The sequence below is a fragment of the Streptomyces sp. NPDC045967 genome (genome assembly GCF_056430495.1).
Genome location: NZ_JBWKLE010000009.1, coordinates 194,027 through 206,486, shown reverse-complemented (window position 1 = coordinate 206,486; position 12,460 = coordinate 194,027). Strand labels below are relative to the sequence as shown.

Sequence of the window (12,460 nt, the reverse complement as noted above, 5' to 3'; positions counted from 1 at the left end):
AGGCAGAGCCCTCGTCACGGGGCACCAGCCATACCGAACGCTCTCGTGATGCGGATTGGACGTCCCCTGTACCGCTTTCGGTCTGCCAATCGGAGGACGGAGGCAGGGTGGTTGGGGCTACCGGCGGGCGGAGAACCAGCCGTCGAAGGCGAGCCCAACGTTCGTCGGTGAACTTCGCGCAGGCGCCGAACACCGGCCGTCGCATCTCCCTTTCGGCCGCCGCGTGGCCCGCGGTCTCAGCGCGGGCATGAGCGACGAAACGCCACTGCACTCCGCTTCCGGTCTTCCTGCAGCAGTCGGGCCGCCACCCGGTGGGGCGACGGCCCGTGCGCGTGCCGGTCAGCGGCGGTGGCCGCATGGTCCGGCTACGGGTGGGTCACCTCGCATGGGCTCCCGTCAGGGGCCTACGCGAGGCGGGGCCTTAGCGGCGGCATGTCAGTCAAGGGCACACAGCAACCAACGATCAGAGGATCGAAAGGGATGGCATTGAGCCGCGCCCGCGCCCACCAGCGCGCTGCGGTCATGTCCGCTGCCTCGGGAAAGCCACAGATCTGCAGGTCCGGTGATCTGCAGGGTTAGCGGTCGCCACCTACGCGTGGCCGGTGCAGTACGAAGAGAGGTAAGTGGAGGTTCCGTTGCTTATAGCGACCCGCATCTTCACACTCTGGCCCTCCGGGAGATCGCCGGTCTTCCAAGGGGTCAGGTACGTCGCGTAATGGCCCTTGGTCGTGGCGACACGATAGGGGCTCTGAAGGATCGCCTCGACGTACCAGCCGTCCGAGAGGACATCCCCTGCCCGCATGGCATCGCCCGGATGGCCGGAGACGGGGTCAGCGTTCCACTCGGCCAGCCCTGCGTAGCGGCCGTTGTTGTACACGGCAGCGGTGAAGCCCCCGTTGGGGCCCACACTGCTGCACTTGAAAGTGAAGGCAGGATCCGCGGCTGCCGTTCCGGCGCCGACTGTGCCCATTCCCCCAACGAATAGCGTGGTGGACGCTATCAGTGCGGCGACGCGGCGCTTCATCATTATTCCTTTTACCCCCTCTATCCTGCCCCGACCCCCAGTTGCCAGTACAGCCAATTTCTCAGCCATCGAAAACTCCCCCTTATCAATATGCGGACTACTTCGTGGATCGTATCCGTAGATCAATCGGAAAACAGTTCCGTCCTGCATAGCGTGGAACGACCCTGAGGTTTCATGCTGCACAATGAACTTTTCGGCGCGCCTTCGCACGGATGCGAACCAGTCCTGACCCGGAGGAAGCAGCTGCCGGCGACCTCGCCGAGGAGGAGGTGCGCGAGCCAGGCATGGCACTTGAGCTTCACCCCTGTCAGGGCGACGGGGGTGCCGGCAGCCCCAGCAGGACCGGCCCGGCGGATGCCGCTGAGTCGACCTGGGCGATCTTGGTTTCTGCGCCGGCGAGGCTGACGCGGAGCCCCTCGATCCCGCGAGCCAGCCTTCCCGCTCGGCCTCGGCAATCCGAACCAAGGTCGGGGAGCAGTGCGTCAAAGCCCTGCAGCAGGGTCAGAAGTCCAGAGGCACTTGGTAGGAGGAGTCGCCCTGTCCCTCGCGGCGGATGTCCCGAACGCCAGGAGGTCGGCCGGGCCAGGCTGTGCAAGTACGTCGTGACCGACGAGGTGCAAAAGACCGTCCCCGTCCGCCGTGGAGAGGTCCGCGTCGAACGCGAACCGATCACCGACGAGAACCGCGACGCTGCCATGTCCGGGCCCGACATCACCGAAGCCGAACACGAGGTGATCCTCCACGAGGAGAGGCCCGTCGTGCAGACCGAAGCCGTCCCTGTAGAACGCGTCCGCCTGACCACCGAGGAACAGACCGACAAGGAAACCGTCACCGGCGAGATCCGCAAGGAGAAGATCGAAGCCGACACAGACGACGACATGCGCGACCGCTGACACCGGTCGAGGCGAACCATTTCTGTACGTCCGCTCGGCCGGCCGGCTCCTTGCCCCGACCGAGCGGACTGACGACGTCATCGGCTCCCGCTCACCCGACGCGCGAATGCGGGCCCGCGGCGGGAAGGCCGCGAGCCCGCATCCGTTCCCAGAAGTCCCCATCGATCGAGGGTGGGCTGGGCTCAAGGAGAACCGGAGGTGCCGGGGGTGGGGCGCACTTCTACCGCAGCATCCCCGCCCACCTGGCGCAGCCCCTGCGCTGTCTCCTGGCCGGCGCTCTGGGCGTGCTCCTTGGTGGTCTGCGCGGCGTCCTGGGCGGTGCTTTTCACGGTTTCCGCGGCCTGGGCCGCGGGCTCCCGCATCTCCTCCTTGACCTCCTGGGCTGCTTCGACGACCGTCTGCTTGACGGGTTCCAGCAGCTCTTCGGAGTGCTCCCGCAGTTTCTGACCGCCACGTTCCTCGGCCTCGGTGGTCGGCAGGATCGCGGCCGTCAGCATGCCGGCGCCGAAGGCGACCAGCCCCGCGGCCAGCGGGCTTCCCTGGGTCTGCCGCTTCACCTGCGAAGGCGCCTGCTGGAGGGTGTCGCTCACGGTTCCGCCGACGCCCTTGGCGGTCTCCGCGATGGTGCCGGTGGCCTGGCTCAGACCTTCGGAGGCCCCGTGGGCGGTGCTCTGTGCCGTGCCCATCACACGCTCCCTCACTCCGCTGACCCGGTGGCGCACCGATGTGACCTTGCGCTGCGCCATCCTGCGGGGGGTCATCCTGTCCGCGAGGGCGTCGACGTTGCGCGCCAGGTGCGCGCGCTGGTACTCCGCGTCGGTCCTCAACTCGTCGGGTGTCGGGCCCATCGCGCGTCCTCCTTCAGTGACTCCACGGTCTGTTCGGGCTTGAGGTGGACATTGCGCCAGCCTGCACGGCCGCTCACGTAGAGCGCTGCACCGATAGCGGCCCACAGGGCGGTGATGATCAGCGCGGCCCACGCGATGTTGATCAAGTTGGACATCGCGAAGACGACTGTGAGGCTTCCGAATAGCATGGCCAGATGGCCGGCGTAGCCCGCGCCTCCCAGCATCCCGGCCGCTTTGCCCGCCTTGGCGAACTCCTGCGTGAGTTCGGCCTTCGCCAGTTCGATCTCGGTGCGGACCAGAGCGGACAGATCTTGGCCGATCGCATCGACCAGATCACCGATCGACGGCTCGACCCCATCCGGATGGGGCGGGACGTGGCGGATTGGCCGCTCCCGGTATTCGGTGGACACAGGTCACATCCCTTCCACAGGCTGCGACGAGCCGCCGTACGGCGGCGGACCGCCCGCTGGTGGGGAGGACGGCGGTGTCGCCACTACGTGCGGGGGCCGCGACTGGCCGTAAGCGTCGGTCAGGTCGTCGTAGCCGGCAGATACGCCAGCGCGCGCGACAGTAGGAACGTCTCCAGCAGGCCGGTCCCCGGCCGGGGAGCCGCCGCTGCCATCGCCCGTACCGCTGCCGGCGGAGGCGGCCGCGATTACCCCCTTTTCGGCCCGACCCACGAGGAACCCGGCAACAGCCGCACCCGCCAGGAAGGCAGCCGGACGGCGGCGGGCAACGTTCTTCACATCGTCGACCAGCCCGCCGGGACCGCGCTGCTCGATGCGGTCCGTGACCCGGTCGCCACCATCAGCCAACTGACGGGCCACGCCCGCCATCGTGGAATCGCGCTTGCCGCCCTCACCCATCTCCCGCAGCTCCTGCGCAAGCCGACGCACATTCTCCACCAGCCGCCCGGTTTGGGACTGCGCCTGCCCCTGGAGCTGACCACGCAGGTCCCCAACAAGGCTCCGTGCCTGGGCGGTGGCCTCGCCAACGACGTTGGCCGCCTGCTCCCTCGCCGTTCCGCCCACCTCGGCGGCCTTCCCGCCGACCAGTGCGGCACCCTCGCTCGCCTTGTCCTGAGCCGTATGCCCTACCGCCGCCCTGCTGCTTTCCTGCCGGCGGCTCGATTCCTGGAAGTCACTCAAGGCTCCTCCTGGTCAATCGAAGGATCGAAGTCCCCCGCCCAGCCAGCGCCTGCCCATGTTTCGGCCGTCCACCCACGCATGGAGAGGAAGGCAGCGGAAGCCAGTCCAGACCCTTCGCCCATCGAGCTGAGGCAGCCCCGACACGACTCGTTCAACACCCTGAAACCCTCATCACCTAGGCAGCCATCACGCTCGTGACCGCAGGCTCACCAAGGGACGCAAGACCCCCGAACCGTTCCCACCCCTGCGCTGACCAGGCGCCTGCTGCTCTCGGCGCCCGACACAGCCCTGTTGCCCGACACTCCCAGAGCGCTACAACGAGCGGCTTTGACCTACTCTTCCGACCCATGCCCGACGGCGAAAACAAACCGGTCCCCGTCGCCGGACGGCTCTGTGACCGTGTGTCCGAGCTGCACCAGCAAGCCCGAGACCGCCGCCTGCACGATGGCCTACACACTGTCCCCCGAAGCTCCCGGCTGGCCAGCAGCCGGCGAAGCGAACCCGCCCGACGTGGTCCACCTGATCAAAGCCCCCGACGGGTCCTCCACCACCTGAAGCCCGGGCCTGCCGCCTTGCACCTCACCGACCAGGTGGCATCCCGCTTGGATCAGGGCATGCCGCACCCGTGACACGAGTTCCTAGGGTGCAGATGACACACGGGCCCTCTTGCCTCGAATTTCGGCAACACACGCCCCACGTCAGCGGTAGCAACTAATGGCTGCTGGTTCGCGTTTGTGCGGGTCAACGGCGCAACGCGCAGGCGCGTCGCAGCGCCGGTGTAACACGGCCGGGCAGGGCGTTGCGGTCGCTTGTCGCTATAGACGAGCCCCGCCGTCGCCTCGCTGTGCCACCACCCCTACCGCTGACCTGCGGCCCTCCGTTCGCACAAAGATTCGAACACGTGGTGGAATGGGGAGACCCCCGTACCGAGGAGCAGCGCCATGACCTCCCCCGCCCCCACCGCCAGACCGCAGGTCGCCACCTGGTCGCCCTCGCAGACCGGCCCATGCGCGCGATGCGGTTCGCCATGCGCGCGGTACGGGGCCCCCGCCAACCCCTTGTGTCAGGCGTGCGGGGCCGTATGGCAGGCCCAGTACGGGGGCTGAACCCGTGTCTGTGCTGCCGCCTGACCCGCCGCGTCTGCGGACGCTGGTCACCTACCTGCGAGGCGAGCCGGGCAGGGCGGAGAGGGCGCTGATCGAGGCCGAGGAAGCCGGAGCCCAGGCAGCCCGCCGGCTGCCCCCGCCGGAGCCCCCCGCATGGCTGGTAGTGCGCGGGATCGGCGCGGGCATGCGACCGGTCTGCGTCCAGGCCGCTAGCTGCTGGGACCTCAGCAAACGCTGCGCGCCCGCCACCGCCGAGCAGGTACGCGCCCTCCTTGGCGAAGGCATCCCCGCCTGCCCCACTGCCGCCCCGACACCATCCTGGGAGTCCGCGAATGAACTGCCCGCAGCACCCCGAGCAAGCGGGCAACACCCGCCGTGTGACCGTCCTTCCGCCCGACCCGCAGGGCGCCCGCCGCGTCCGCTGCGACGGCATAGGTCTCGGACGCGCCTACAGCCCCGCCGACGTCCTGGAATTCCTGCGGCGGGCCGGCCTCGACCTCGACGACGTCACGGCAGGGGGCGGGGACATCATCGAATGGCGCGGGGGCGGCCCCGCCGACTGGCACCCCGACCGCGGGTGACCCCACTTCGCTCGGGCCGGCCGGCCCGAGCGGGTCAGACGACGGGGGAGCCTGGGTAGTCGTGGCGCCGGTATCCGTGGCCGTCGCCGTGCCAGTCCAGGAACAGGACCGAATCGGCGAGAGCACCGGGGCCGGCCCGGTGGCTGATCACCGGCGTACGGTAACGGCCCCGACGCTCACCGCCCGGCGTGCTGTCCTCCAGCCGGCCTTCCAGCGAGACGTCCCGGCGACGGAACGGGGCTGGACGATTGCGCCCGAGCGCCTGGAGACCGTCCGGCGGCAACCACCTGTGTTCCTTGTCTCCTGTCCGACCCGCGCCGGCCGCTGTGCCCCTGGCTCCGGCCGGTGTCCCTCCGACCAGCCGGCCACCCGCCTGTCGGCTGCTGGTGGCGTCAGGTGGTCCGCGGCCTTCTCAAGGGGGCTCCCGCCGCGTGGAGGCTGGCGAGGGTCTGCAGGTAGGAGTTGATCAGGCTGGTCTCCAGGTAGCTGACCCCGAGCTCCTGGCAGTACGCGCGGACGATGGTCTGAGCCCTGCGCAGGTGCGGGCTGGGCATGCTCGGGAAGAGGTGGTGCTCGATCTGGTAGTTGAGACCGCCCAGAAGGATGTCGGTCAACCGGCCTCCGCGGACGTTGCGGGAGGTCAGGACCTGGCGCCTGAGGAAGTCGGGCCGTTCGGCGCCCGTCAGGATCGGCATGCCCTTGTGGTTCGGGGCGAAGATCGAGCCGAGGTAGACGCCGAAGAGGCATTGGTGGACGAGGAGGAACACGACCGCCTTACCGGGCGGCAGCACCAGGAACAGCGCGCCGAGGTAGGCGGCGAGGTGCGCCGTGAGCAGGGCCCCTTCCCCCATGCGGTGCTTGAGCGAGCGGTCGAACAGCGAGCGCACCCCGGACACGTGCAGGTTGAACCCTTCCAGCGTGAGCAACGGGAAGAACAGGAACGCCTGCGAGCGGCCGAGCAGGCGCGGCAGCCCCCTGGCCGCGCGGGCCTGGTCCTGCGTCCAGACGAAGATGTCCGGGTCGAGGTCGGGATCGAGGTCCTCGTGGTTGGGGTTGGCGTGGTGACGGGTGTGCTTGTCCTGCCACCAGCCGTACCCCATGCCGATGCCGAGGTTGCCGGCGACGCGCCCGGACACCTCGCTGCCCTTGCGCAGCCGGAAGACCTGCCGGTGGGCGACGTCGTGCGCGAGCAACGCCACCTGCCCGAACACGAAGGCCAGAAAACCGGCCACCAGCAGCGTCCACCAGCTGTCGCCGATCAGAACGAAGGCCGTCCACCCGGCGGCGTACAGGGCCGTCACGGCCGAAATGCGCAGTGCGTAATAGCCGGGGCGTCGGGCCATGAGCCCGGCCTCCTGGATCTTCCGGGAGAGCCGGGCGAAGTCGCTCCCCTTATCCGCCCGTACGGGACGGAGACGCATCGTCTCGGAGGAATTCATGATCAGAAGCCACTTTCCGTTCCGTCGGACGGGAGAGGGGGCCAGGTGCGCGGGCGGAGAGCCCTACCCGGGGCGCCACCCGGCGCGCGGGTGGCGCTCCCCATACCGCGCATACCCGGGATAACGGAATCGACGTACACCTCGGTTCATCCCTTCCGTTCCCACTCCCGGCGACCGGACGCCGGCCGGGGCCGACCCGGCGTTGCCGCTGAGGCGAAGCCGCTGTGGGCAGGTGTCAGCGGTCACGGCGCGTTTCCTCATGGGGGCGGCGGTCGTGGAGGCGCGCCGCGCCGTCTGGGAAGAAGGGCGAACGGTTTCCCATCTGCCGCAGCCGGTGCGCGCCGTAGCGAGTACCAGCCGAGCCAGAGGATGTTCAGGACGGACAGGCGGCCCGTGGTGCACTGAGCGGTCGGCAGTGGGGCGGGGGCGGCGCGAGCAGGACGATCAGCCGGCATCGCGGCTGATCGGCTGCTCTGCCGAGGCGTCGTGTTCAGGGGCTTTGCGCCAGCGGGCCTCGCAGAACGAGTAGAGGCCGAACAGCAGAAGACCCACCGCCGCGGCGATCAGCAGCACCGGCCCGGCCGGCGTGCCTGCGAACGAACGCAGCGTCTCGTCCAACCCCTTTGCCTCGCTGGCGTCGAAGCGCACCGCGGCCAGGAGAACGAACAGGCCGGTCGCCACCGCGACCACCCCGCACGCCACGCCGCCGATGATGCCGAGCGCCGCGACGATGCGACGCGTCGTCCGGCTCATCCGCTCCGTGCGAAGGTTCTTCTCGAACTTGCGCATCAGGCTGCGCACCACGATCACTACGCCCACGATGGCCAGCACGGCGCCGAACACGCCCACGAGTACCCGGCCGTAGGGCCATTCCAACACGCGGGCGGTGTAGTCCTTCGACGCCTGGTCACTGGCGCGGGTGCCGCCGGACCCGCCGACCAGCGCGGTCTGCACCACGCCGATACAGATCACCAGGTAGAAGACGGCCAGCCCCAGGGAGCCCAGGCGCCGGGTCCACTTGTCACCGCCTTCCGTCGCCTGCCCGAAGGCGGCCTCGGAAAGGCGCCACAGCGCCATCGCCGCCAACCCCGCCACCAGCGCCCACAACAGCACCTGTCCGTAGGGCTGCTCGCCGATGGTCCGCACCGCCCCGGACCGGTCGGCCTCCTTACCACCGCCGCCGCCGAAACCGATCCGCACGGCGAGGAGACCGACCAGAACGTAGATCACTCCCCGCGCGCAGAGCCCGACCCGGGACGCAACTTCCATGGCGCGGCTGTCGCCCACACGCTGCCCCGGAGTCTTGGCCTGGGCGGCATCCTTTTCAGTCGCCATACCCGGCACCTCCCGCGCGCGGAAAACAACGGCACCCAGTCACGGCCGCTACCCCCACCATGGCACCAAGCAGCGCACGCGACCACCCACAGTCCGTCGCTTCCAGACAGGTGGATGGCATGGCATGCGGGTGAACTCTGCTCGGGTAGTGCACGCGGCTGCACTCGGCGACGTGACACTCGCCGACAGGCCTCGTTGATCGACACCGCCTGCTACGCCTCCGACCCAGGCTGCGGATACGACGCGCTCAACCTCGGCGCCTTCAGTTTCGCCCGAGCGCCGTACCGCGGAACGGACATCGACCCCAACGGGGTCTTCCTGAACTCCACCGCCCCCTCCGCCTACTGCGACGGCGGCGCGGGCGGCACCGGCACACTGCGCCTGGACACGCCCTGCTGGACGGGCTATCGACCGCTCGACGAGATCCGGGCCACCTGATCCGGGTGCTGCCTCAGCGGGTACGCCGCCCGCCACCGAAGCACTACCGGACGGCGATCAACGGATACGGCCGGAAAGACAATGATGCCGATGTGCCCACCGAAATAGCCATGCCCCCAAACCCGGTGCGACTGATCACCTCATCTCAAATTCACACGATCACAGGAGGTAAGGAAATGAAAAACTCTGCGAACCTAATGCTTCGTGCACTGATCGTCAGCGGAGCGGTAATCGCGACAATGAGCGCACCCATGGCCCATGCCGATGACCAGGGCCAAGACAGCGGTCAGACCGAAATCAATAACATCAACAACAACACGTAGGCGTACCAAGGCTTTGGCGCCATCAATCTCGGGAACCTCCTGGGGACCAGCACAGCGTCTGCGCTCCTCGCACCCGTCAGTTCCCTGGCCAGCCGCCTGACTCTCTGATCCCGCTCTTCCCGGGACGGCCCGCCGGTTCTTCCGGCGGGCCGTCCCGCTGCAGCCGTCTTGCCGCAAGATCAGCAGGCGGTGCCGCCCTCGCGGCGCCCGTCCCGAAAACACTTGACCGTGGTCGCGGCAGCACCAACGGCGAATGTCAGTGCCACAACGGCGTAGGCCGCCCTCAGCCAGCCGGGCCGTTCGTCCGACAGGGACAGGAGGGTGAACCCGACGGTCCCCAACACATAGCCGGCTATTTGGACGGAGGGCGAGTACTTGCTCCGAGTGGGGGCCAACCCTTCGTGCTGGCCCTCCTGCATGGGGATGTTCATCGGTATCGAAGCCTTCCGTCACGAGCGTGCTACCCGAAATGATCACATGATCATCCGCTGTTGAGGTCGTGGTCGATGCGGCGGGGCCCATCGCCCGCCAGCAGTAGGGCCATCCCTCCAGAGGCAACGGTGACGGGCGGCACCACCACCGACGCCATGGTCGTCACACCTCTACGGCCTGGTCACCATGCCCGCTGGGACTGGGACCACGCACCACATGGCTACCGGAACTGCGAAGTGGTTCAACTCAGAAAAGGGCTTCGGCTTCATCGAGCAAGACGGTGGCGGTCCCGACGTGTACGCCCATGTGACTCAGCGCTGTAGTTGGCCCCGCCGGACAACCAGAACCCTAAATCTCAGACGCCTCTGACCTGTGGAAACGCGGCGGAGGGCTGACGCGTGCGTAGTGCCCGCTACCCATGCTCCGGCCACTCGATAGAGGCCGCCCGTCTGGCCTGTCCCTGGCTGGCGGGTCAGAAGCCCGCGCAGCAGGTGCGGTCGTCGGCGAGACGCCCGGGTCGTTCAGTGAGTCCTGCGACCTGCTCAACGAAGATGAGACGCGGACAGGACTTTCGGTCGCAGAAGAACCTGCGGATCTTGAGTCTGACCACGACCTGGCTTTGATATCTGTCGTGGATTGCCCGAGGATCGCCAGGCCCCCGCTCACCTGACCAGCAGCTCCAGGGGCGGGGCGGGGCGTGATCTGGCAGTGGATGGCCAGGGGGCTGCCGGTCAGACGGCCGAAGTGTTCCGCGTTGCCTCGTGCGCCTCGGTGAGGGCTTGCTGTCGGATGTCTCCGAACAACTGGATCGTGGTGGCGGCCAGGATGTCGTCCCTGCCGACGGTCCGGGCATCCCCCTTGCGGGAGTAAAGGGCCGGGATGGATTCCTTGAGGAACGGGGGTGGGGTCGGCTCTCCGGGCAGGACGAGGGTCACCGTGCCGTACCGTTTGACCCCGCCTTCACGGACGACCATCACCGCGTCCCGGGCGAGGTCTGTCAGGAAGTTGCTTGCGAGTCCGTCCAGGTCGCGGACCAGCGCAGGGACGGCCGTCACCCCCCGGCTTCGCAGCAGTTTCTTGACCTCGGCCTCGAACCTGTGAGCTCCGACCATGGCACTCGGCTTGCGCGACTGGCTGCGCCGGGGGGCACGCACGATGACACCCTCGGCGTCGTAGGTGACACCGTTCAGGCCCTTGAACGTCGGGCTGTGCTCGTACCACTTGTCCCCCACCGTGACTTCGACGTTGCGGCCGAGCGATGAGACAAGGTCCACGGGAAGCAGCTTCGTCCGCGCCTGCTCAGCCGCCGCCCTTCTACATCCATCGACGATCTCCGTCAGCACTGTGCGCACCACCGACGCAGCCGCGCACGCGGCCGACCGGGATACGCGCATGGCGGTCACGTCCCTGAAGACCCTTTTGACGAGAGAAGGCGTGAACGGCAAGACATCCATGCCCGATACGGGCGCAGGAGTGCTCTCGGGACGTGTGGGCTGTACAGGCATCGGAAGAAGCGCTCCCCGTTGTCGGATTGGTCAGACACACACCGCAGGACAGGCGGCCGATCAGGGATATAGTCCCGGCACGGCCTGCTCCCTTCGTCAGCCCTCAGGTGCAGGCCAAAGCTTGGCATCCGCCACTGACACCCGCTCAGCCGGCTCCGGCTCCCTGGTGCTCTGAGCTGCCCCAGGAGGCCAGGCAGCGGATCGGAACGCAGCCTGTGGAATCGGTAACCGGCCTACCTGCGCCCCACCGTTCACCGCTCCTCCCATGTGAAGTCGTGGCGCGTGTCAGGTGACCGGCGGGATCCTGCAGCGCTTCCTGCCATGCGTCAGCGACCTCGGTCGAGCGGCCATGCAATTGGGTGGGCGTTTGTCTGGCTGATAGCTACGGTCCTCGTGGTCATGCGTCGTCTGGGACTTGTCCGGCCGATCATGTAGCTACTTCGTGTCCGGGGCGTTGATGTGGACATGGGGCGGGGTGACCTGAGCGATGCCGAGTGGGAACGGCTACGGCCGTTCCTGCCGGTCAGCAACAGGCGTTGTGGCAGGTAGCGGGATCATCGGCAGGTGATCGACGGGATTCTGCACCGGGTCCGGACCGGCGTTCACTGGCGTAACCTGCCCGAACGGTTCGGCCCGTGGAAGACCGTCTACGAACGGCACCGGCTGTGGTCGGGCGACGGGACGTGAGAGCGTCTGCTCCAGCTGGTCCAGGCCACTGCCGGCAGCGCGGCGTCCGGGGTCAGTGGGGCGTGCCGAAGGCGCCGGCGCCGGCAGCCGCGGCGGCGACCGCGGCGGCGCGGCGCGGCAGCGTCGGGTCGGGGGATGCTCTGAGCAGCAGTAGCTCGTGGTAGAGCGGGGCGGTCGCGGCGACGAGCAGCGCGCGGCTGTCGGTGGGACCGGGCAGCTCCCCCCGGTCGGCCGCCCGGGTGACGACCACCGCACACCGGGCGTAGCGGTCCTCCCAGAACCGCGACAGCGCCGTCGCCGCCTCCGCAGACCGGAACCCGGCTGCGATCAGGGCCGTGGTCAGGTTCGGCCCGCCGCCCGCCAGTGCCTCGAACACCTCCTGGTTGAGGGCGGTCAGGTCGTCCTCCAGCGACCCGGTGTCCGGGGGGCTCCACGGGTCGTCGGACGCGGCGTCGAGTACGTCGGCGAGCAGGCACCCGACGTCGCGCCAGCGCCGGTAGACGGTCGTGCGGTGGACGCCGGCGCGTTCCGCGACCGCGTCGACGGTCAGCCCGTCGTACCCCGCCTCCAAAAGCAGTGCGCCCACCGCTTCCAGGACCTGGCTGCGGACGCGGGCACTCCGGCCGCCCGTCCGGCGTCGCCTCGTGGCCGGTTCGTGTCGGCCGGAATCTTCGCTTGCCTGCGTACGGGAATGCATGCCA

At 68.6% G+C, this 12,460-nt stretch carries 12 protein-coding genes and 3 pseudogenes; 7 read left to right on the top strand and 8 right to left on the bottom strand.

Annotation, left to right across the window (positions count from 1 at the left end):
• Positions 1 to 589: 589 nt before the first annotated feature.
• Complete coding sequence (locus AC07FY_RS19840; RefSeq protein WP_479007893.1) at positions 590 to 1,093, bottom strand: hypothetical protein; 504 nt, start codon at positions 1,091 to 1,093, stop codon at positions 590 to 592.
• Between the two features lie 488 nt (positions 1,094 to 1,581).
• Here AC07FY_RS19840 and AC07FY_RS19835 point away from each other — a divergent pair.
• Positions 1,582 to 1,917: pseudogene (locus AC07FY_RS19835) on the top strand (YsnF/AvaK domain-containing protein); the annotation flags it as partial.
• A gap of 182 nt (positions 1,918 to 2,099) precedes the next feature.
• On the opposite strand, the gene AC07FY_RS19830 reads toward AC07FY_RS19835, so the two are convergent.
• The 3 genes from AC07FY_RS19830 to AC07FY_RS19820 are packed head-to-tail and all read right to left on the bottom strand — an operon-like array spanning position 2,100 to position 3,913.
• Complete coding sequence (locus tag AC07FY_RS19830) at positions 2,100 to 2,765, bottom strand: DUF3618 domain-containing protein (protein ID WP_479007891.1); 666 nt, start codon at positions 2,763 to 2,765, stop codon at positions 2,100 to 2,102.
• A complete protein-coding gene (locus AC07FY_RS19825; RefSeq protein WP_479007889.1) occupies positions 2,741 to 3,175 on the bottom strand; it encodes a phage holin family protein in 435 nt (144 codons plus the stop codon). The genes AC07FY_RS19830 and AC07FY_RS19825 overlap by 25 nt, the downstream gene beginning before the upstream one ends.
• Positions 3,176 to 3,178: 3 nt before the next feature.
• Positions 3,179 to 3,913 carry a hypothetical protein gene (locus AC07FY_RS19820; protein ID WP_479007887.1) on the bottom strand — a complete coding sequence of 245 codons (735 nt, stop codon included), beginning with the start codon at positions 3,911 to 3,913 and terminating at the stop codon, positions 3,179 to 3,181.
• Between the two features lie 1,290 nt (positions 3,914 to 5,203).
• Between AC07FY_RS19820 and AC07FY_RS19815 the strand changes: the two are divergent.
• Positions 5,204 to 5,260, top strand: a pseudogene (locus tag AC07FY_RS19815) (hypothetical protein); the annotation flags it as partial.
• 91 nt (positions 5,261 to 5,351) lie between these two features.
• The gene (locus AC07FY_RS19810) at positions 5,352 to 5,600 is read left to right on the top strand and encodes a hypothetical protein (RefSeq protein WP_479007885.1); all 249 of its coding nucleotides are present in this window, start codon (positions 5,352 to 5,354) and stop codon (positions 5,598 to 5,600) included.
• Positions 5,601 to 5,992: 392 nt separating this feature from the next.
• Here AC07FY_RS19810 and AC07FY_RS19805 read toward each other — a convergent pair whose 3' ends face one another.
• Together AC07FY_RS19805 and AC07FY_RS19800 are read right to left on the bottom strand one after the other, a co-directional pair.
• A complete protein-coding gene (locus AC07FY_RS19805; protein WP_479007883.1) occupies positions 5,993 to 7,039 on the bottom strand; it encodes a fatty acid desaturase family protein in 1,047 nt (348 codons plus the stop codon).
• Positions 7,040 to 7,483: 444 nt separating this feature from the next.
• A complete protein-coding gene (locus tag AC07FY_RS19800) occupies positions 7,484 to 8,374 on the bottom strand; it encodes a DUF1206 domain-containing protein (RefSeq protein WP_479007881.1) in 891 nt (296 codons plus the stop codon).
• Positions 8,375 to 8,569: 195 nt separating this feature from the next.
• On the opposite strand from AC07FY_RS19800, the gene AC07FY_RS19795 reads away from it, so the two are divergent.
• From AC07FY_RS19795 to AC07FY_RS19785, 3 genes and pseudogenes are all read left to right on the top strand, one after another.
• Positions 8,570 to 8,812, top strand: coding sequence for a hypothetical protein (locus AC07FY_RS19795; protein WP_479007879.1), 243 nt, complete (start codon positions 8,570 to 8,572; stop codon positions 8,810 to 8,812).
• A 92-nt stretch (positions 8,813 to 8,904) separates the two neighbouring features.
• Positions 8,905 to 9,135, top strand: a complete 231-nt coding sequence (locus AC07FY_RS19790) for a hypothetical protein (RefSeq protein WP_479007877.1) — start codon at positions 8,905 to 8,907, stop codon at positions 9,133 to 9,135.
• A gap of 648 nt (positions 9,136 to 9,783) precedes the next feature.
• Positions 9,784 to 9,873 (top strand): annotated as a pseudogene (locus AC07FY_RS19785) (cold-shock protein); the annotation flags it as partial.
• Positions 9,874 to 10,298: 425 nt separating this feature from the next.
• Here the strand turns inward: AC07FY_RS19785 and AC07FY_RS19780 are convergent.
• On the bottom strand, positions 10,299 to 11,072 hold the full coding sequence (locus AC07FY_RS19780) for a hypothetical protein (protein WP_479007875.1): 774 nt from the start codon (positions 11,070 to 11,072) through the stop codon (positions 10,299 to 10,301).
• A gap of 564 nt (positions 11,073 to 11,636) precedes the next feature.
• Between AC07FY_RS19780 and AC07FY_RS19775 the strand changes: the two genes are divergently transcribed.
• Positions 11,637 to 11,759 (top strand): transposase, encoded by a 123-nt coding sequence (locus AC07FY_RS19775; protein ID WP_479007873.1) that lies wholly within the window; start codon positions 11,637 to 11,639, stop codon positions 11,757 to 11,759.
• 52 nt (positions 11,760 to 11,811) lie between these two features.
• Here AC07FY_RS19775 and AC07FY_RS19770 read toward each other — a convergent pair whose 3' ends face one another.
• Positions 11,812 to 12,456: a TetR/AcrR family transcriptional regulator gene (locus AC07FY_RS19770; protein ID WP_479007871.1), complete on the bottom strand. Its 645-nt coding sequence runs from the start codon at positions 12,454 to 12,456 to the stop codon at positions 11,812 to 11,814.
• Positions 12,457 to 12,460 lie beyond the last annotated feature (4 nt).

Excerpts from the sequence above, each read along its gene's own strand:
- AC07FY_RS19840 (WP_479007893.1), bottom strand. The coding sequence starts at position 1,093 with ATGGCTGAGAAATTGGCTGTACTGGCAACTGGGGGTCGGGGCAGGATA.
- AC07FY_RS19830 (WP_479007891.1), bottom strand. The coding sequence starts at position 2,765 with ATGGGCCCGACACCCGACGAGTTGAGGACCGACGCGGAGTACCAGCGC.
- AC07FY_RS19810 (WP_479007885.1), top strand. The coding sequence starts at position 5,352 with ATGAACTGCCCGCAGCACCCCGAGCAAGCGGGCAACACCCGCCGTGTG.
- AC07FY_RS19805 (WP_479007883.1), bottom strand. The coding sequence starts at position 7,039 with ATGAATTCCTCCGAGACGATGCGTCTCCGTCCCGTACGGGCGGATAAG.
- AC07FY_RS19800 (WP_479007881.1), bottom strand. The coding sequence starts at position 8,374 with ATGGCGACTGAAAAGGATGCCGCCCAGGCCAAGACTCCGGGGCAGCGT.
- AC07FY_RS19780 (WP_479007875.1), bottom strand. The coding sequence starts at position 11,072 with ATGCCTGTACAGCCCACACGTCCCGAGAGCACTCCTGCGCCCGTATCG.
- AC07FY_RS19770 (WP_479007871.1), bottom strand. The coding sequence starts at position 12,456 with ATGCATTCCCGTACGCAGGCAAGCGAAGATTCCGGCCGACACGAACCG.